The sequence below is a fragment of the Shewanella aestuarii genome (assembly GCF_011765625.1).
Classification (GTDB): domain Bacteria; phylum Pseudomonadota; class Gammaproteobacteria; order Enterobacterales; family Shewanellaceae; genus Shewanella; species Shewanella aestuarii_A.
The window spans coordinates 3,819,504-3,838,966 of sequence record NZ_CP050313.1; the positions used below are offsets into that span (position 1 = coordinate 3,819,504).

A 19,463-nucleotide genomic window follows, 5' to 3' on the forward strand; every position below is an offset into this window, starting at 1 on the left:
GCTTAAATTGCTTTTGCATTAAAGTATTACCCTCAAAAACTCCGGTTTTTAATCGCTTAAATTGAGATTTGTTACAATTTCCAACAAACAGCAGAATCAAGTAAAATGTTAAAAATATCATACAGATACATATCTTGCAGACATAAAAAATAAACTGACGATAAAGATACAGTCACCAAGCCTCTGTCAGCCTGTCGATAAAGTGGTTATATTGGTCAAAAAATGCAGAACACAAAGGATAGCTATATGGGCCAGGAAACGTCGAAAATTCTTGTTGTTGATGATGACATGAGACTTCGTTCGCTATTGGAGCGATACTTGATAGAACAAGGTTATCAAGTACGCAGCGCAGCCAATGCCGAACAAATGGATCGCCTACTTGAGCGTGAAAACTTTCACTTAATCGTGCTCGATTTGATGCTACCCGGTGAAGATGGTTTATCGATTTGCCGTCGCTTACGTCAGCAAGAAAACCCTATCCCCATTGTCATGCTAACCGCAAAAGGCGACGAAGTAGACCGCATTATCGGCCTTGAATTAGGCGCCGATGATTATCTGCCTAAGCCATTCAATCCACGTGAATTACTCGCCCGCATTAAAGCCGTGATGCGCCGCCAAACTGTTGATGTACCTGGTGCGCCAGCACAAAAAGAACAAGTGATTGAGTTTGGTGAATTTACCTTAAACCTCGCCACTCGTGAAATGTTTCATGGCGAAGAAAGTATCGCCTTAACCAGTGGTGAGTTTGCAGTACTAAAAGTATTGGTTTCGCATCCACGCGAGCCATTATCTCGAGACAAATTAATGAATCTAGCCCGTGGCCGCGATTATTCTGCCTTAGAGCGCTCGATTGACGTGCAAGTATCACGTTTACGTCGCCTGATTGAAACAGATGCCGCCAACCCACGTTACATTCAAACGGTGTGGGGCTTAGGTTATGTGTTTGTGCCCGACGGCTCTACCAGAAAATAACCTGTGTCTGATCCGATAGCGTTACCATTAAAATGGTGGCAGCGTTTGCTGCCACGTAATGCTTTTAGCCAAACGGTTGTACTGATTGGCAGTTTACTGCTAATCAATCAACTGGTGTCTTATTGGTCGGTAGCCGTGTACTTTATCAAACCGAGCTACGAACAAATCAACCAGTTAATAGCAAGGCAAATCAATATTTTATTTGTTGATGGCGTTGATGTTGGCCGCGAGCACTTATCAATGGTTGACGCCCTAAATGCCAAAGTCCGTGACGACGGCATGACGATATATAACCTTAAACAAGCCCGTGAAGCCGGCTTAGATAATGCCACTTATTACAGTTTTCTCTCTGATCAAATGTCAGTGTATTTAGGCGGCGAAGCCGAGGTACGCTTTTCTCAAGGTGACAAACTTGATGTATGGATACGCCCCCCTCAAGCCCCCAGTATTTGGATAAAAGTCCCGCTAACCGGGATCAATGAGTCTGACTTATCCCCCTTAACATTATACCTATTGGTGATTGGTGCGCTCAGTGTCGCTGGCGGATGGTTATTTGCTCGCAATCAGAATAAGCCATTAAAACGGCTACAAAAAGCGGCAGTCACGGTATCAAAAGGCGAGTTTCCAGCACCACTGCCTTTAAGTGGCTCGACCGAAATTGTTGAAGTGACTCATGCCTTTAATCAAATGGCTAAAAGCATGCAACAACTTGAGCAAGACCGCGCTTTACTTATGGCGGGTATTTCGCATGACTTACGCACGCCATTAACTCGTATTCGCCTTGCTTGCGAAATGATGGTTGAAGATGACCACTACCTCAAAGATGGCATAGTCAACGATATTGAAGATATGGATGCCATCATCAAACAATTTATTGCTTATGTCCGCCACGACCAAGAAGTGGTGCGCGAACCTTTTCAACTAAATCAACTGATCCAAGAAATCCATCAGCAAGAAAGCCATCGCTTAGCGCAGATAGAAATATCATTAGCCGATTGTCCTGAAATTCCATTGCATAACGTGGCCATTAAACGCGTACTAAGTAACTTAGTTGAAAATGCTTTTAGATATGGTAATGGGTGGGTAAAAATCAGCTCATTTGTGGATGCCCGTTATGTGGGTTTTAGTATAGAAGACAACGGCCCCGGCATCGACGAACGTAAAGTTGAAGAGCTATTTCAACCATTTACTCAAGGCGATACCGCTCGTGGCAGTGTGGGTTCAGGATTAGGTTTAGCCATTGTTAAACGTATTATTGACCGGCATCACGGTAAAATCAGCTTAAAAAACCGCCCTGAAGGTGGGCTTCTTGTTAGAGTAACATTACCTAAAAAACAGACAGACCATGCCGGTAATATGCAAAAAAATGGACGCTAACACGCGTCCATTTTTGTCACTTAATGTGGCATTATAACGAAGCTAATACTGCTTCAGCTGTGCTCACTTCAAATGATTTTGGTGCTTCAACATTCAATGTGGTCACTACGCCATTATCAATCACCATGGCATAACGCTGTGAACGAATCCCACCAAAAGCGGCAGTATCCATGTCTAAGCCAAGCGCTTTATTAAAGCTGGCATCGCCATCTGCTAGCATCATGATTTCTGATGCATTTTGCGCTTCACCCCAGGCTTTCATCACAAACGCATCGTTAACTGATACGCAAGCAATAATATCCACGCCTTTGGCTTTAAGCTGATCGGCTAACACCACAAAACCCGGTAAATGTGCTTCAGAGCAAGTTGGGGTAAACGCCCCTGGCACAGCAAACAACACGACTTTTTTGCCCGCAAACAGAGTTGCAACATCATGGTTTACCATACCATCTTTGGTTAATTGGCCTAACGTTCCCGCAGGTAAAGCTTGTCCTTGTTGAATCATTTGAAGTCCTTAATAAATTAAAATAACCGCCCCAGCATAAATCGAAACTCGCCAAAGGAATACCTGTAAATATTAAGGCTATTAGCCATGAGCGATTAAGGAGTCAAATCGCACATCGTAAAACGTAGGCGGCTTAGGTTATAATCTGGGATAAATTTGTTGCTTGAGACTCCAACCATGGCCAAAACTGCTGCGGCATTACACATTCTGGTAAAACATAAAGAACTTGCCGAATCTATTGTGAGCCAATTAAACAAGGGCGCAAAATTTGATGTGCTCGCCAAAAAACACTCTAGCTGTCCCTCTGGCAAAAAAGGCGGCAGCTTAGGAGAGTTCAAACAAGGTCAAATGGTACCAGCGTTTGATAAAGTGTGCTTTAGTGGTGAGTTAATTACCCCACATATCGTCAAAACCAAATTTGGTTGGCATGTGGTGAAAGTGCTTTACCGTACATGATTGTTTAGTAACAGTATAAACATGCTAACAAACTCTTAAACAGGGAAATGTAACTCTGCAACCCAATTTAGCTAGCTAAAACTCCTGACTGATTGTTTCAAAAAATCAATTAAAACACGTGTTCTTTGTGGCATTAATGCTTTGTTCTGATACACAGCATACAAGGGGATAGTCACTTGATGGCTTTGCGGCAAGATGCGGACTAACTCACCACTGGCAAGTTCATCCCTCACCACAAAAGCGGGTAACTGACCAAATCCAACATGGTTAAGCAAGAACCCTTTTAACGAACTGGTTGTGCGAACCTGCACTCTTGGTTTTTTGCTTAACCTCACCTCACCTTGAGGTGACTTCAACACGAGCAATTTATTGCCCTGCACTATCTCATGACTCACCCAGTCAAGTTTAAGCAGATCTTGTGCTGTATCAAGCGGTTCAAACTGCTTTAAGTACTGTGCTGATGCACAGAGAATCTCGTCAAACTCACCAATTTTAGTAGCATAAAGTCTCGAATCTTCCAGTGCCGATGACGCTCGAATAGCAATATCACAGCGGGATTCAATCAAGTTGCTGTAGCTGTCACTTTCCACCACTTGCAATTGAATGTGCGGATATTGACATAGAAACTGGCTAAAAATATCTGTGTAGCCGCTAATTGGCACTGAGATCCTGAGTAGGCCTGTGGGTTCGTCGCTAAGTTGTTGGGCTTGGGTATTGGCCTCCATTGCTAGCTCTTGGATCATTAAACATTTTTTGTAATAGCGAGCGCCAGTGTCAGTGAGCGACAAAGATCGTGTGGTTCGTTGCAGTAAGCGAGTATTTAATTCTTGCTCAAGCTTAGTGACTATCTGAGACACTCTGGCTTTACCAATGCCTAGCTGTTCAGCGGCTTGAGTAAAAGATTGGCTGTCAACAACCTTAGTGAACACCATCATGTCGTCTATTGAGATCATGTGTGGGCCCATTGTTTATTTATAATTAACGATGAGTTTACATTTCGGGTAATTATTAATCAATCAGCAAACTATATAGTTATTGCCATCTAAATCGAAAAGCCATGGAGCGAGAAAAATGATTGTAGTAACAGGTGCAAATGGCCAGCTTGGTCGTCAGGTAATCGCACATTTACTGAGTAAGGTAAAGCCATCAGAAATTATTGCTGCGGTAAGAACACCTGCTAAAGCAAGTGATTTAGCCGCCTTGGGGTGCAGGTACGTGAAGCAGATTATACAAAGCCTGACACCCTAAACTCGGCATTTAAGGGGGCAAATAAAGTGCTGCTTATTTCTTCAAGTGAAGTGGGACAAAGAGCAGAACAACATCGCAATGTTATTGACGCGGCTAAAAACCAAGGTGTATCGCTTATCGCCTATACCAGCCTACTGCATGCTGATACATCGCCGTTACTTTTAGCCAAAGAGCACCTAGAAACTGAGAAATACCTGCAACAAAGTGGCGTACCTTTCGTGCTGCTTCGTAATGGCTGGTATACCGAAAATTACCTAGCCAGTGTTAAGCCAGCTATTGAATACGGCGCCTTTATAGGCAGTGCAGGAGAGGGACTGATAAGCTCAGCAACACGAGATGATTATGCACAAGCTGCGGCAGTGGTAATAACATCAGCCACACCACAAGCAGGAAAAGTATATGAATTGGCGGGTGATGAGTCATACACACTTGCAGAACTGGCGGCCTTAATAAGTCAGCAATCGGGTAAAACGATACCCTATGTCAACTTGCCTGAGCATGAATACAAAGCTGCACTTGTTGGTGCTGGGATCCCTGAGCCATTCGCCGCCTTGCTTGCTGATTCAGATAAAGGGGCGTTAAACGCGGGATTATTTGATAACCAAGGGGCATTAAGTGCCTTAATCGGTCGCCCCACCACCCGCCTCAGTGAATCACTCAAAGCGGTTATCAATTGATCACCATGATTTGCGCCCCATTCTATGTGGCGCAAATCGCTTTTCAAAACAAGCATGACAGAAGCGAAATGTAAGATGCAGGCCCAGCAGCGGCCCTCCAAAACACTAAAATATTAACCCGCCCCAATAAAAAACCGCTCAATCGGCGGTTTTTATATTCATACTATATCAGCTTAAATCTCGCGACCTATGAACCTAGCGGTGGTGGTGACGTCCATTGTGTACTGGCCTAGCGACATTTTTCATATAGATGGCTTTATTGGCCTCAATCACCTTGTCGGTAGGCAAGGGGACAATTTCAAATGCAGGGTCAAATTCAGTCATCACCTTCGCTAAGATGTCTAAGAAAGATGCATCGCCTTGAATGCTCGCCGCTTTGCTTGTCAGCAATTGTTTTACCGTTGTTTGCTTAAGGTTAAGCTTAACAATGTCAGCTTGATTGATGGTAAAAGTGGCGGTTGCACTGTCTTTTACCTTATCAATTTTAGCGTTACTCAAGTTACCGTTAGCCAACTCAACCACATAAACTTCTTTGCTATCTGGCAGCACTAAATTAACTTCAAAGGCGTAATTTTGCGCTTTAATTGAATCGACTTTAATCGCTAAATAATCCAATAACGACCTTACTGGCATTTCAGCAATAATATCTGCTGAGGCTGATTTTAATGCTCCTGCTTGGCGGCCAATACGTAACTCTTGTGCGCCAGAAAGATAGATATTTCGCCAACCTGCGCCTTCTGACTGATAACCTAGCTGTTCATAAGTATCCGCTAATAAGTTACGTGCATCATTATTGTTGGGGTTATTGACCACAACCTTGTTCACTGCGGTAGCAACAAAGTGGTATTCGCCTTTATAAAAATCTGCTTTAGCACGCTTTAAAATAGCTTGTTCACCGCCCATGTATTCAACAAATTTAGCCGCCTCTGCTTTGGTCGGTAAAGGATTTAAGTTAGCAGGGTTCATGTCAAAAAAGCCCAAATACATGTTATACACAGCGCGCGCATTATGTGAGTAAGTGCCATGATAACCATTGGTGTGCCACGCATCTTTTATTGATTGTGGTAACACCTTTTCAATTTCCCAGCCTATGTCCTGCAGCACAACGCCGTTATTGGCTAGGCGCAAAGATTGATTGTGTACAAATCCATAGTTGTCGCGCTGTAACTTTAAAAAGTCATTAATATCTTGATTGCCCCAAATTGGCGAGCTGTGTGCCGCAAATAAAAATTCGGCTTCGCCGCCCCACTCTTGGAGCATATTATTGATTTCTTTAGACCATTTAAGCGCATCACGCACTTTAGCACCACGTAAGGTATAGATGTTGTGCATGCCTTTATAGGTTACTTCAGCAGACCAAATGGTCTTCATGCTGGGAATGTAAGCCACAGCTTCAGATACCGCCTCAGTACCCGATGCATCCATAAACACCACTTCAAGACCATCAATGACGACAGTTTCAAATTTGCTGTCTAGATTAGTTTCATGATCTGGCAACACATAGGTGATCTCGCCTTTAGCAATACCATTTGATAAAGCGGCATCAACAATGGTGGTTTCAGATGGCACCATCGTCGCCCCATATTGATACGAAGTACGCCGAGACATGGCATTACCCGCTAGCACGTTTTCATCAACCATTTCTTTGGTGATATTCGCCGAGCCATAAACTGTCACATTGGGAAACATCTCTTGAATTCCACGAGAACCACCAAAATGGTCGGCATGTGAATGCGAGTAAATCATGGCCACAACGGGATCATGATTACCAAATGGTAAGTTTTTAAGGGCAAAAGCTAACGAGGCTTTAGCCGCTTCTTTAGTGGTTAATGGGTCAAATACAATCCAACCGTTATCGGTACGCACTAAACTCATGTTAGCTAAATCAGTACCGCGAATTTGGAAAATACCCTCGTTTACTTGATACAAACCATAAGCTTCATTATTCATCTGCGCTTGACGATACAGTGACGGATTGATGGTATCTGGGGTTTGATCACTAATAAATTCATAGGCATCAGCAAGCAACGCGGCGGTTGCGGCATCTAGCGGCGCTATCAGATTCGCTCGGCCTTCTTGAAATGACTTGGTATCGTCAAAATTTAAGCCCTTAGCAAACTCAGTATTGTAGGCTTTAGTCGCTTGAGTCGCAGGCTTGCCTTGATACATAAATGAAGTGGTTAACGCATGCTCATCTTGACCTGTACCATGGCTATGCGCCACGGCAGAATAGCTAAAAGACAAGCTTGAAATAACGATTAAGGCAATAACTGATTTGTTCATAAATAATGACCTTTGGTTTAAGTGGCTATCAAACACCGAGCGAACATGAATATCTTGCCGCTGAGTTAATTGCATTCATCTTAAACTTTTAACAATTTAGATAAACAAAGGTAACTATGGTTGATTGTTAAGTTATACTTATGAATAAGGTAACGCAGACATCACCAGAATTTATGCCAGATAAGATTGATTTGAATCTCTATAGAGTGTTTTCGCAGGTGTATCATCATCAGTCCATCACCTTAGCGGCTGAACAACTTGATGTGACTCAAGCAGCCGTCAGCGGGTCGATTAAACGCTTATCCCAACTTTGTGGCCAAGACTTATTTATTCGCAATGGCCGCGGTATTATCGCCACCCACTATGCCCATCAATTGATGGAGCAACTCTTGCCATCATTGGAAGTCTTGGAAGGCTTGGTTGAGAACACCAAGGTATTTGACAGCAACACCTCTCATTTGCAATTCACCGTTTTAGCGTTTGAATCAATCACAGATCAATTACTGCCCCATACTTTACGTTTACAACAGCAAGGCAATCCGTTAATCACATTTAAAGATCAAAACACCAATGAAACCCAAATTAATGAGGCGCTATTTGCCCAACAAGCGGATCTGGCAATTGATATAACAGATAGTCGCGATAGCACTTTAATTTACCAACCCTTAGCCACTGATGAAATTGTACTCATTTGCCGCCAAAATCATCCGCGAATATCTGGGCCTGTGAGCACCGAGCAATTTTTTGCCGAACAACACATTAAGCTTAATTTGACCCGCGCCAATGCCTCAATTGTTGATTTTTATGCCGAAAATAATCTCTCAAACCGCAAAGTGGTTGCAGAGTGCAAAGTGGTTGCAGAGTGCAACTCGTTGTTATCATTAATTTCTTTGGTTGCTCAAAGTGACTGCATTGGCGCTTGTAGCAAATCATTAGCCTACAAATACCAACAAGCATTTCATATTCAAATTATCGACATGCCGGTTAAAATTAACCCCATACAATTATCGTTAATTTGGCATAGACGGCAGCAAAATAACCCTGCGCACAAATGGTTACGGCAAACCATTAGCGATATTTACCAACAACACATTCAAGCTAATTATACCAATCACAGTAAATAAGTGGCCAGAAATAGCGTCGGAAAAATGCGTGATAACAAGGCAGATTTTTTTGATAAGTAGTTATTCTACAATCAAAAAATCTAACATAGTTATCAGGTATTTTCACAAGCTAGAATGATCAGTTATTTAATACGATTGGAATTAACCTGAGATGACAAAAAAACAGCCTCGTATTGAGGCTGCTTTAAGTCAATGATTAGAATTTATTGTTTCGCCTCATCATAGGCGCTATCAGGATACAAGCTATTCCACCACTGAGGCTCACCTTTAAGCTTCAAGTCAAACCAAGCTATGGTGGTATTCCACCAGTCAAAGCGAGCTTGACGGCTATTGATATGATGGTCTTGATCTTTAAATTCCACTAGCTCAACCTCTTTACCCAATAGCTTCAGGGCAGTGTACATATAGTGGCTTTCGCCTACTGGCACATTGGTATCTGCATCGCCATGAATAAGCAGTAGTGGCGTGGTAATTTTATCCGCGTTGTAGAGCGGGCTGTGTTCTACATATAATTCACGGTTATTCCACGGAAAACTACCGCGACTGGCCACGCCAGAATAACCGTAACCCCACCAGCCATGACCCCAATATGAAGACAAGTTACTGATGCCCGCATGCGACATTGATGCCGCAAAAATATCGGTTTGCGTGGCTAAATACATGGTCATAAAGCCACCATAAGATGCACCCATATTGCCAACGCGTTTAGGGTCAACAAAGTGGTGAGCTTTTAAGAATGCTTGTGTGCCTTCAATAATATCGTCAGCACTGTATTCACCCCATGCATTCACATGTCGACCACTAAACCCTTGGCCATAACCCGTTGCCCCATTGGGTTGCAGTACATAAACCACATAGCCTTGCGCTGCCCACAAATTAAATGGCCAGCGGCCAGTAAAGTGGCGACCAACTGGCGACGTGCCGCCATAGTAATACACTAACGCAGGGTATTTTTTATTCGCATCAAAATCTACGGGTAAATACACTCTGCCATCAATGTTATGGCCATGCTTGTTAGTAAAATCAAAATCTTCAATTTTGCCTAAGCGAGTGTTGGCATAACTTTGGGCTTGGCTATCAAACAACAGTTGCTTGCGGCTTGATTTCAGCGTCATTTTGTAGGCTTTTTGTGGCACAGTCGCGGAAGTTCCAGCAAATACCAATGTCGGCTTGGCGCCATCGTTGGCGACACTAACGCTGTTGATCATATCAACACCTGTGTCGATTTTAGTGAAGCTTTTACGGCCTTTATCAAAATAGTAAATGGGTGAATAATCGCCTTCGGTTACCGCCACTAATAAGTCTTCATCGCCGACTTTCATTATATTATTGATGGCTGGGTTAAAGTTTTTGCTTAATGGACTGACTTTCCCCTTGCTGTCTCGCCAATATAACTGACCGTCATAGTCGTTTACTTCAATCGACTTATCTTGTTTTCCTAAGCCATCCATGAAGTTAGCCCCAGCCATGATATACATGCCATTGTCGGCGTACAGTGCGCCGCCAAAGGTGCGATATTCACCAATTAGGGTTTCTTTTAAGTTACTAACATCAAGTTCAATTAATTGCGACAAACTGTGGGCTGGCTCAGCGTAATCAACCGGTGAACGAGTCACCAATAGGCTATTGTTGTCTTGATGACTGTCCAGTAGATACGTTGATAATGGGCCATCAGTGAGCTGACGTAACACACCAGAATCCAGGTCTAATTGATAAAGCTGGCTATTATTGCGCCAATAGCTCCAACGGTCTTCAATGGCTTGGTAACGCTTTGATGTCGCCTTATCATCCGCTTTAAAAGGTTTGGTCCAGCTTAATATTAAGCTGTCGCCATACCAATGCAGATCCGCAATGTTTTCTATATTATCAACAGCAATATCGATACTAAGATCAGCAATATTCAGTAATTGAATTTGCTTATTAGCAACAAACGCTAATTGCTTACTGTTTGATGACCAAACTGCACTACTTGGTCGGGCATCTTGCCAGCGATATAACACGCTGTTGTCTGATACTTGGCGCAGCTCAGTGACTTGAATTGCGGTATCACCTTTTGCTGGCTGATATTCTGTGGTTGATTGCAGTAAATATTTGCCATTGGGAGACAGAGTTAAGCTACTAATCGTTTTAGCATCATATAGCTGCTCAGCTGATACACGCTGACGGGTTTGCGCGCTAAAGTCGAGGGTGTCGATATCTCTTTTACCTTGCCAGTCAAGGCTAAACTCGGTGTTAGCTTGTTGTCCGTCGGCTAATACTAAGATTTGATAATCGCCATTGGCCAAGTTTAATGGCACTTCACTGGCTGATTTAACTAACTGACCATTAAGGTAAACCTGCGGGTTGTCTAACCCTTTTATGGTAAGCGTACCTTGGGTAAATCGCTGAGTAGCAACAGGCACCTGATATGCTAACCAACCGGATTTGTCTGGTGAACTGGTTGCCTCTGACCAAGCATACTTGTCGCCAAATATATTTAGGCTATCTTGCTGGCTTAACTTAGCCACTAAATTCGCTCGTAACACATCCGCATTAGGGCCTTTAGAGAGAGCTAATGCGCTGTTTGAGCTAACTGGCCCAAGGCGCTTGATATGACTTTTATCAATTTCAGCACTATGGCTCATTCCCGAAAGCGCTAACGCCAAACCGGTAAACACCAGTGTAAGAGTTTTCATGGGGAGTCCTTGTTATGATTATTTTATCAGGCGACAGTTTGACAAATTGAGCGTACAAAAGCATCCGCTTAATCGTTTCAAATCATGTTTTGGTCATGAGTCATTAGGATTGGCTTTGATGTGCTAATGCCGTTTGGCTGGGGAAGCCTAAAAAGCGCTGTTCAAAATCGGCTTTGGTCATCGGTGGCGCTAGGTATTCGCCTTGTAAGTATTCACAATGATATTGGTGCAATATTTTCAGTTGCTGCTCGTTTTCTACCCCTTGCACCACCACGTTGATATTCAAGTTTTGCGCCATGCTAATAATAGCCCGCACTAAACTTAAACTGCTTTCGTTATCAACAATATCCTGCACAAATACCTTATCAATTTTTAAAGTATTAACCTTTAGGCGTAACAAATAAGCTAATGATGAATAGCCCACCCCAAAATCATCAATTGTCATGTTAATACCATGATTTGATAATTGTTGAAGCTGTTGTTGTGCCTTGTCACTGGTATCCATCAGCGCATTTTCAGTGATCTCTAGCGATATGGCGTTAGCAGGTAGATTATATTTGGTGTAATTCAAAATCCATTTATCAACCCAATGGCTTTGCAAGTCAATTTCAAGTGGCGACACATTCACCGACACAGGCATCACCTTACCCGTTTGCTGATACCACTGACTAACATCGCTTACCACTTGCTCTCTCACCCAATCATCAATGGTACTGATCAAACCATAGCTTTCAGCAATAGGAATAAAATCCATTGAAACCAACAACCCTTTTTGCGGATGATGCCAACGGATCAGTGCTTCCACTTGCACCACCCTTTGCGTATTACAACAAAATATTGGTTGGTAATATATTTCAAATTGCTGCAAGGCTATCGCCATTCGTAACTCTTCAATCAAGTCGTGTTTCTGTTTTGCTTCTGCCTCCATATTAAGAGAGAAAAACTCGTAACGGTTACGGCCATTCTCTTTGGCAAGATACATGGCTTGATCAGCATGCTTAACCAATAAATCTACCGTGTCGCCATCGGCGGGATAGAAGGTAATCCCAATACTGCCAGACACATAGGCTTCTTCATCCTTAATCGATATACATTGCATCAAACTCTCTTTTAATGTTTGAGCTAATTGTGAGGCCCGTAGATGATCGTCCACCCCCTCAATAATTAACGTAAATTCATCACCGCCCAATCTCGCTACCGTGTCATTGGCTCGCACACAGTTTTTCAATCGTTTAGCAACTTGGCTCAGTAATATGTCGCCATAATCGTGCCCTAGGTTATCGTTGACCTCTTTAAAGCCATCTAAATCAATAAAAATGAGGGCAAATTTTTGTTGTGGAAGGTTTAATAAGCTTTGTAGTTTTTCATAAAAATAGCGACGGTTAGGCAAGTCCGTTAAACCATCAATATAAGCAAATTCATGCAGTTGAGAATTAGCCGACTCTAACTCCTGAGTTCGTTGCTGTACCTTTTGTTCTAGCACCCTGTCACGCTGTTCTATCGTCTGCAGCATACTATTAAAGTGATTTGTTAACTGACCAAATTCATCTTTGCTTAAAGTTTGTGCGCGCTGGCTATAATCGTTCGAGTCAGTCACTTTTTTGGCCACTTGTGCTAAATGCAAAATGGGAGCTAAAAAGCGTTGTCGTAAACACAAGGAGACAAATAGGCTCACCCCAAAAGTCAACGCCAGTGCGATAACAATAAAATAGCCATAAAACCCAATACGATCATGAATGTAGCTGTCATCAACGACAATAATCAACTCACCATAAGTAATGCCATCCAAGGCAAGTGGTGCTGTCACTTGAGTAAGGTGCTCATCCGCATACAGCACCTTGTTGTCGTTGTTTGCGCTGGCAACTTTTTCTCCTTGGGCGTTATTTACCAATACAGACACCATATCAGAACGCAACAAAATAGGATTTATAAGCTCCTGAATTGATTCGTTATCTTCAAATAAAACCGCAGCAGTAATACTAGGAGATAACACCTTGATTAAGGTGTCCAAGTTACTTTGTTGATCTTTTTGCGCAGTCTTAAATTCATAAGCGCTTAGCAAAAAAGAGACGATTAACACTGAAATTAATGCCACGCTCATTAAGATGAACAACAGCTTTTTACTGACAGAATTAAGGGACAGTAGCTTGATCATAGCTTTGCTCCCTCAACAATGCGCCCAAGCCGGAGTACTTTTGAGCTCAGTACCAGACCTGAGCGCTTTAAATGCTCGGGGGAGATTTCAAAACGAATTTTACTTGCGGCTAAAAAAAAGCGGATATGGCCACCAGACTCAATAAAATTGGGGGTTTCACCCACCAGCATGACATTGTCAAATTGAATATTAGGCTGGCTCTGCCATTGTTCTAGGCTATTGCTGGTGACAAATAATAGCTGACAGTTATCAATTGCTTGTTGGGTTAACTGAACGGTGAGTAAATGGATTGGCAACCCTGCAATCGTTTTGCCCGCTAACACTTGTTTAGCAATGTCATTAAAATCATCATCCGTACTACAAAGGTTAAATTGATTCTGCTTACTAAAGTCTTCAGTCCAGGTCCCATATCGGGCAAAATTAAACAAAAAACCGGCTTTAAGGGCATATTCTTGCTCCATAGCCTGTGCGTTTCCACTAAACAATAATGAAAACGGCAGACAAGCAAACAGCAATATCCTTAAAGACTTAACCATATTAGTCCTTAAAATTTAGCGCGAATTTTTACGGCAACACTTTCATCAATATAGTTAGGTATTGTGAATGTCTCACCAGTATTGCCATATTCTAAATGCTCACCTGCAATAAGATTTTTACCTAATATTGATAAACGCCATTGGGGAGATATATCCCAATTCCAGGCTAAATCTAATGCCGTATAATTATCGACGTTGTAAGCCGTGCTATCTTCATAACGTACGGTGGCAAAAAAGCTATGGCGGGGAAAAATCTGCCAATCAAACTTAGCAAAATATTGCTTAGTTACTGAATCGTAACCAATTGCAGGCACTGTGTTAGGTGGAAGAACATATTTGAAGTCATTGTAGCTGACACCAAACTCCGTTTTAACTGATTCACTTGCTTGCCATGTCAGAGTTAAATCCCCGCCTTGAGCAATCACGCTCGCTTGAGAGACTAAATCATAACTAATACTGGTAGTGGTTAATGCTTGATAAGCAGCATCAATTTGGCCTAATTGCAACAACCCAATGACCGGTGCAAATTGTGCCTCATTAACATTAACCTGGATCACAGCAACATCTTTTGAATCGGTATAATACAATGACGCATCAATCGCCCATGAAACTTGAGATAGTCGGTAGCCCAGCTCGTAAGACATTGACTGCTCAGCTTCAACTTGGTCGTTACCATTTAAATAAGTACGAATTCGATAATTATCAATTAAAGGAATGCCTGTAGGCGTTTCAGCAATTTCACTTACAAGATCACCGTTGACCACAAAGTTATCGTTAAACTCGATCAATGATGGAATACGAACGCTTTTTGAAATTGACCCCCACAATGTTTGGTTATTAGTCGGCTTCCACACAGCTTTGGCTAATGGTTGGTTTTCCCATCCCGTTAATTCATTATGATCAACCCTCACACCCGCAATCAAATCGAGATCCGGCAATACCTTATATTGTAACTGCAGCAATCCTCCATACTGACGAAGATGTTCAATGCGAGAGTCACTGCTAAGCACAATACTGGGTTCATAATGAATATGGCTATAACGAAAATTCAAGCCCCAATCAACTTTAAGATCCTGATAAATGAAGTTCATTTGATAATCTAGATCTGCTGATTCAAAATGTTCATTGAATAAGGTTTGCTCACCATCTTGCTTTAACCACGATGCTTGAAGCATTTGGTCTGCTGAGTCTGAGATCCGGTTTTCGACCCGTGCCATCACCCTTAACTCTTGGCGCTCTGTGTTTTCACTGAATGGAATATTTTTATTAGAATCATCTAACACGGCGCGTAGATTTTGCCCCATATCTGCCCGATTATAATCAGCTTGAAGCAAGCCGGACCACCTATCATTGGGCGTAAAATCAAATCGAGTACCCACATTGACCATTTCAGAGCTGTCGTTGGAAGGAAGGTTGCTCCCCTTTTTAGAAGCTTGTTGATCATTCCCATGAGCATAAAACCGAAAACTGCCTTTATTACCTATATCACTTCCATAACGCACATTGGCATCATAATTCAGCCTATTACCTGCGGATGCATCTAGGTAAACACCGCGGGTATCAATGCTATTTTTGGTAATGATATTAATCACGCCATTGCTTGCGTTTGTCCCCCAAAGCAAGCCGCCTTGACCACGGATAACTTCAATGCGTTCGATATCATACAAGGGGACATTTAAGGTTTCCCAATACACGGCTGAAAACTGAGGAGTATGAAGGCTTTGACCATCAATCATCACCAACATTTTACTCACAAATCGCGAGGCAACACTGCGAGTAGTAATCGCCCATTGATTATTATCTAACTGACGAACAACCAAACCTGGCACCACTTTGAGCGCTTCTGGAATAGACGTCGCGCCCGAGTTAATAATACGTTCTTTAGAGAGCACATAAATAGATGTTGGCGTATCAAACGATGACTGAGTGCGCTTCATGGCTGATGTCGCTTGAACATCCATGCCCATTAATGATTCAAGATCTAAATCAAGATCATTTTGCAAATTAGCCGCTTGAGATTGCGCGCTAATAATCACGACTAGCCCAGCAATATAGTAAAATGAAAAACGCAATCCCATTGGTGCCTCCAACAGAAAGTACTCTAATGAATAAGTCATCCATACTTTTTGATGACTATATCAATTATTAATCATAGGATTGATTAGCTTATTCTGCGAGTTAACATCATTGAAAAGATAAAAAATAGTATTGCAAGCATCAAATTGTCTAAACGAAAACGCCCTCAAATGAGGGCGTGGATTTATAATTCAATGATTAGCAATCGACTCCATGCTAATCATTTATAACGGCAGCTTATGACTTGGCCAACGTTCGGCCGTACACCAGCAAGTAAATCGCCGGAATGACAAACAGCGATAATAAAGGCGCAGTCACCATGCCGCCCACCATTGGCGCAGCAATTTTTTGCATCACCTCATTACCCGTACCGCTGCCCCACATAATTGGCAGTAAGCCAAAAAAGATAGTGGCGACCGTCATGGCTTTAGGACGAATACGCATCACAGCGCCATGAATTAACGCTTCCGCTAAATCACTGCGGCCATGATACTGTCCGGCTGCTTGTCGATCTTTAATGCTGTTGTTTAAATACACCTGCATCACTACGCCAAACTCAGCGGCAACCCCAGCCAGCGCGATCATTCCCACCGACACAGCGACCGAGAAGTTAAAGTCAAGGAAGTACAACAACCAAGCACTGCCCACTAATGAAAAAGGTAAACTGAGCATGATCACTGAGGCTTGAATAAAGGAGCTAAAGGTCATCATCAGTAGCATGAAAATAACCGCTAGCATTAACGGGATCACCAATTCCATTTTGGCTTCAACCCGCTGCATATATTCATATTGGCCCGCAAATGAGTAGCTATAACGCGGCGGTAATTGCACTTGCTCCCCTAAGGCTTTTTTGGCCATTTCAATGTATTCGCCAATAGAGATGTCTTGTAAATCAACAAACACCCAACTGATTAAACGCCCATTTTCACTGGCAAGCATAGGTGCACCATCGCTGATCTCAATGTTGGCTAAATTGTCTAATGGAATGTACTTACCTGTTTTGGTTAATACCGGTAAATCCCTTAACTTTTCGATATTGTCACGCAGTTCACGTGGATAACGAATATTGATGGGATAGCGCTCTTGCCCTTGAATCGACAAACCAACTTGCATACCGCCAATCGCCATTTGTACAACATCTTGAATATCTTTAAGGGTCATACCATAACGGGCGGCATTTTTTAGATTAGGCGTAATATCAATATAGCGTCCCCCACTGGTACGCTGCGCAAAAGCCGAACGGGTGCCTGGTAACTTACTGACTACGGCTTCAATTTCAGTCCCGATGCGTTGAAGCTCATCAATATTTGCACCTGATATTTTAATCCCCACGGGGTTCTCACACCGGTGGATAACATATCAATACGGGTTTTAATTGGCTGCACCCAGGCATTGGTCATGCCAGGTACTTTAACGGTTTTTTGTAGCTCGGCAATAATACCTTCTAAGGTCATGCCCTCGCGCCAAGTGTCAGATGGATTAAGCATAATGGTGGTTTCGAGCATCGTCAGCGGCGCAGGATCAGTTGCCGTCATCGCTCGTCCTACCTTACCAAACACTCTTTTGACTTCAGGAATGGTTTTAATTAACCGATCTGTTTGCTGCAAAATCTCCGCGGCTTTACCAGAGCTGACACTGGGTAATGTGGTCGGCATGTATAGCAGATCCCCCTCTTCTAACTCTGGCATGAACTCACTACCCATGCGAGTCATAGGGTAAACGGCACTTGCCAATGCCAGTATGGCCAACAAAATAGTGACCTTAGGAAAACGCAGCACTAAGCGTAACGCGGGCTCATAAAGCGCAATCAAAACTCGACTGATAGGGTTTTTCTTTTCGTCAGGAATTTTGCCTCGCACAAAAAAGCCCATTAACACCGGAATAAGGGTAATGGCTAAAATGGCCGAAGCTGCCATGGCAAAGGTTTTAGTGTATGCCAACGGATGGAACAGTCGGCCTTCTTGGGCCTCTAAGGCAAATACCGGCACAAAGCTTAATGTGATAATCAATAAACTGAAAAATAACGCGGGCCCCACTTCAACTGAAGCTTGACGAACTAGCTCCCAATGCGCCTCACCAGTAGGGGTTTCGCCGTTATGTTTCTCGCGATAATGCTCTAAATGCTTATGGACGTTTTCAACCATCACAATCGCAGCATCCACCACAGCGCCTATTGCAATCGCAATGCCACCCAAGCTCATAATATTGGCATTAACGCCAATCATGTTCATCACAATAAAACTGATTAAAATCGAGATAGGCAGCGAGATAATGGCCACCAAAGTTGAGCGAGCATGAAGTAAAAAAATTAAGCAGATAAAGCCAACCACTAACATTTCTTCTAGCACTTTGCGCTTGAGGTTATCCACTGAGTTTAAAATGAGCTCTGAGCGATCATAGGTAATCACTAACTCAACACCATCAGGTAAGCCATTTTCAATTTCTTTAAGCTTATCTTTAACATTATTTATGGTGGCCAACGCGTTTTCACCGTAACGCATCACCACAATACCGCCGACCACTTCACCTTGGCCATCAAGCTCAGCAATACCACGACGCGCCGCTGGGCCGGTGCGCAGCTGCGCTACATCTTTCATCAGCACAGGAATGCCAGACTCCGACACTATGCCTAAAGGAATTTCTTCAAAATCAGCAAGGGTTTGACGATAGCCAGACGAGGTGATCATGTACTCGGCTTCAGCCATCTCAATCACTGAGCCACCCGTTGAGCTATTGGAGTTATCCAGCGCGTTTTTAACTGTCATTAAGTCGATTTGATATAACGCCAGTTTGTGGGGATCAACAATGATTTGATATGACTGCTCCATGCCGCCAATGGTGGCAATTTCAGACACCCCTGCCACACTTTGCAATTCAAGCTTTAAAAACCAATCTTGCAATGAGCGTAACTGGGCCAAATCATGCTGGCCTTTACGGTCAACCAAGGCATATTGAAATACCCAGCCAACTCCTGAAGCATCAGGGCCTAAGGTAGGAGTAACACTTGCAGGCAGTTGGCCTTGTGTTTGTGATAGATATTCTAATACCCGTGAACGCGCCCAATAAATATCGGTGCCATCTTCAAAAATGATATACACATAAGAGTCGCCAAACATCGAAAAACCACGCACGGTTTTTGCGCCCGGCACGGCTAACATGGCAGTGGATAAAGGGTAGGTAATTTGATCTTCAACCAACTGTGGCGCTTGCCCTGGATACGAGGTTTTAACAATGACCTGCACATCCGATAAATCAGGCAGAGCATCCAATGGCGTCATGCGCATGGCTTGATAACCCACAAGGGCTATCACCGCCGTTAGGACTAACACCATGAATCGCTGCTTAATCGAAGCGCTAATTATTTTTGCTAACATATCAG

13 protein-coding genes and 1 pseudogene are annotated in these 19,463 nt (G+C 42.9%); 6 read left to right on the forward strand and 8 right to left on the reverse strand.

Features of this window, described 5'->3' with window-relative positions; translation table 11 throughout:
* Positions 1-246 precede the first annotated feature (246 nt).
* Positions 247-972 (forward strand): osmolarity response regulator transcription factor OmpR, encoded by a 726-nt coding sequence (ompR, locus tag HBH39_RS16600; protein WP_167679751.1) that lies wholly within the window; start codon positions 247-249, stop codon positions 970-972.
* Between the two features lie 3 nt (positions 973-975).
* Positions 976-2,349 (forward strand): two-component system sensor histidine kinase EnvZ, encoded by a 1,374-nt coding sequence (gene envZ, locus HBH39_RS16605; protein ID WP_244325692.1) that lies wholly within the window; start codon positions 976-978, stop codon positions 2,347-2,349.
* Between the two features lie 31 nt (positions 2,350-2,380).
* On the opposite strand, the gene HBH39_RS16610 is transcribed toward envZ, so the two are convergent.
* The gene (locus HBH39_RS16610; RefSeq protein ID WP_167679752.1) at positions 2,381-2,854 is read right to left on the reverse strand and encodes a peroxiredoxin; all 474 of its coding nucleotides are present in this window, start codon (positions 2,852-2,854) and stop codon (positions 2,381-2,383) included.
* A 177-nt stretch (positions 2,855-3,031) separates the two neighbouring features.
* Between HBH39_RS16610 and ppiC the strand changes: the two genes are divergently transcribed.
* A complete protein-coding gene (ppiC, locus tag HBH39_RS16615) occupies positions 3,032-3,310 on the forward strand; it encodes a peptidylprolyl isomerase PpiC (RefSeq protein WP_167680132.1) in 279 nt (92 codons plus the stop codon).
* Between the two features lie 71 nt (positions 3,311-3,381).
* Here the strand turns inward: ppiC and HBH39_RS16620 are convergent, their stop codons facing one another.
* Positions 3,382-4,263 (reverse strand): LysR family transcriptional regulator, encoded by an 882-nt coding sequence (locus HBH39_RS16620; protein WP_167679753.1) that lies wholly within the window; start codon positions 4,261-4,263, stop codon positions 3,382-3,384.
* Between the two features lie 118 nt (positions 4,264-4,381).
* Here HBH39_RS16620 and HBH39_RS20000 point away from each other — a divergent pair, with 118 nt between their 5' ends.
* Both HBH39_RS20000 and HBH39_RS16625 read left to right on the forward strand, forming a co-directional pair.
* Entirely contained in the window at positions 4,382-4,558 is a 177-nt protein-coding gene (locus HBH39_RS20000) for a hypothetical protein (RefSeq protein ID WP_280117335.1), read from the forward strand.
* Entirely contained in the window at positions 4,516-5,235 is a 720-nt protein-coding gene (locus tag HBH39_RS16625; protein WP_280117336.1) for an SDR family oxidoreductase, read from the forward strand. Before HBH39_RS20000 ends, HBH39_RS16625 begins: the two co-directional genes overlap by 43 nt.
* 195 nt (positions 5,236-5,430) lie before the next feature.
* Here the strand turns inward: HBH39_RS16625 and HBH39_RS16630 are convergent, their stop codons facing one another.
* Complete coding sequence (locus HBH39_RS16630) at positions 5,431-7,518, reverse strand: alkyl/aryl-sulfatase (protein ID WP_167679754.1); 2,088 nt, start codon at positions 7,516-7,518, stop codon at positions 5,431-5,433.
* 140 nt (positions 7,519-7,658) lie between these two features.
* Between HBH39_RS16630 and HBH39_RS16635 the strand changes: the two genes are divergently transcribed.
* Positions 7,659-8,642 (forward strand): LysR family transcriptional regulator, encoded by a 984-nt coding sequence (locus HBH39_RS16635; RefSeq protein ID WP_167679755.1) that lies wholly within the window; start codon positions 7,659-7,661, stop codon positions 8,640-8,642.
* A gap of 203 nt (positions 8,643-8,845) precedes the next feature.
* On the opposite strand, the gene HBH39_RS16640 is transcribed toward HBH39_RS16635, so the two are convergent.
* The 5 genes and pseudogenes from HBH39_RS16640 to HBH39_RS16660 form a co-directional block, all read right to left on the reverse strand.
* Complete coding sequence (locus HBH39_RS16640) at positions 8,846-11,317, reverse strand: alpha/beta hydrolase family protein (RefSeq protein WP_167679756.1); 2,472 nt, start codon at positions 11,315-11,317, stop codon at positions 8,846-8,848.
* A gap of 103 nt (positions 11,318-11,420) precedes the next feature.
* On the reverse strand, positions 11,421-13,472 hold the full coding sequence (locus tag HBH39_RS16645) for a bifunctional diguanylate cyclase/phosphodiesterase (RefSeq protein ID WP_167679757.1): 2,052 nt from the start codon (positions 13,470-13,472) through the stop codon (positions 11,421-11,423).
* Positions 13,469-14,008 carry a YfiR family protein gene (locus HBH39_RS16650; protein WP_167679758.1) on the reverse strand — a complete coding sequence of 180 codons (540 nt, stop codon included), beginning with the start codon at positions 14,006-14,008 and terminating at the stop codon, positions 13,469-13,471. Before HBH39_RS16650 ends, HBH39_RS16645 begins: the two co-directional genes overlap by 4 nt.
* A gap of 8 nt (positions 14,009-14,016) precedes the next feature.
* Complete coding sequence (locus tag HBH39_RS16655; protein ID WP_167679759.1) at positions 14,017-16,086, reverse strand: TonB-dependent receptor plug domain-containing protein; 2,070 nt, start codon at positions 16,084-16,086, stop codon at positions 14,017-14,019.
* A 235-nt stretch (positions 16,087-16,321) separates the two neighbouring features.
* Positions 16,322-19,458, reverse strand: a pseudogene (locus HBH39_RS16660) (efflux RND transporter permease subunit).
* Between the last annotated feature and the right edge of the window lie 5 nt (positions 19,459-19,463).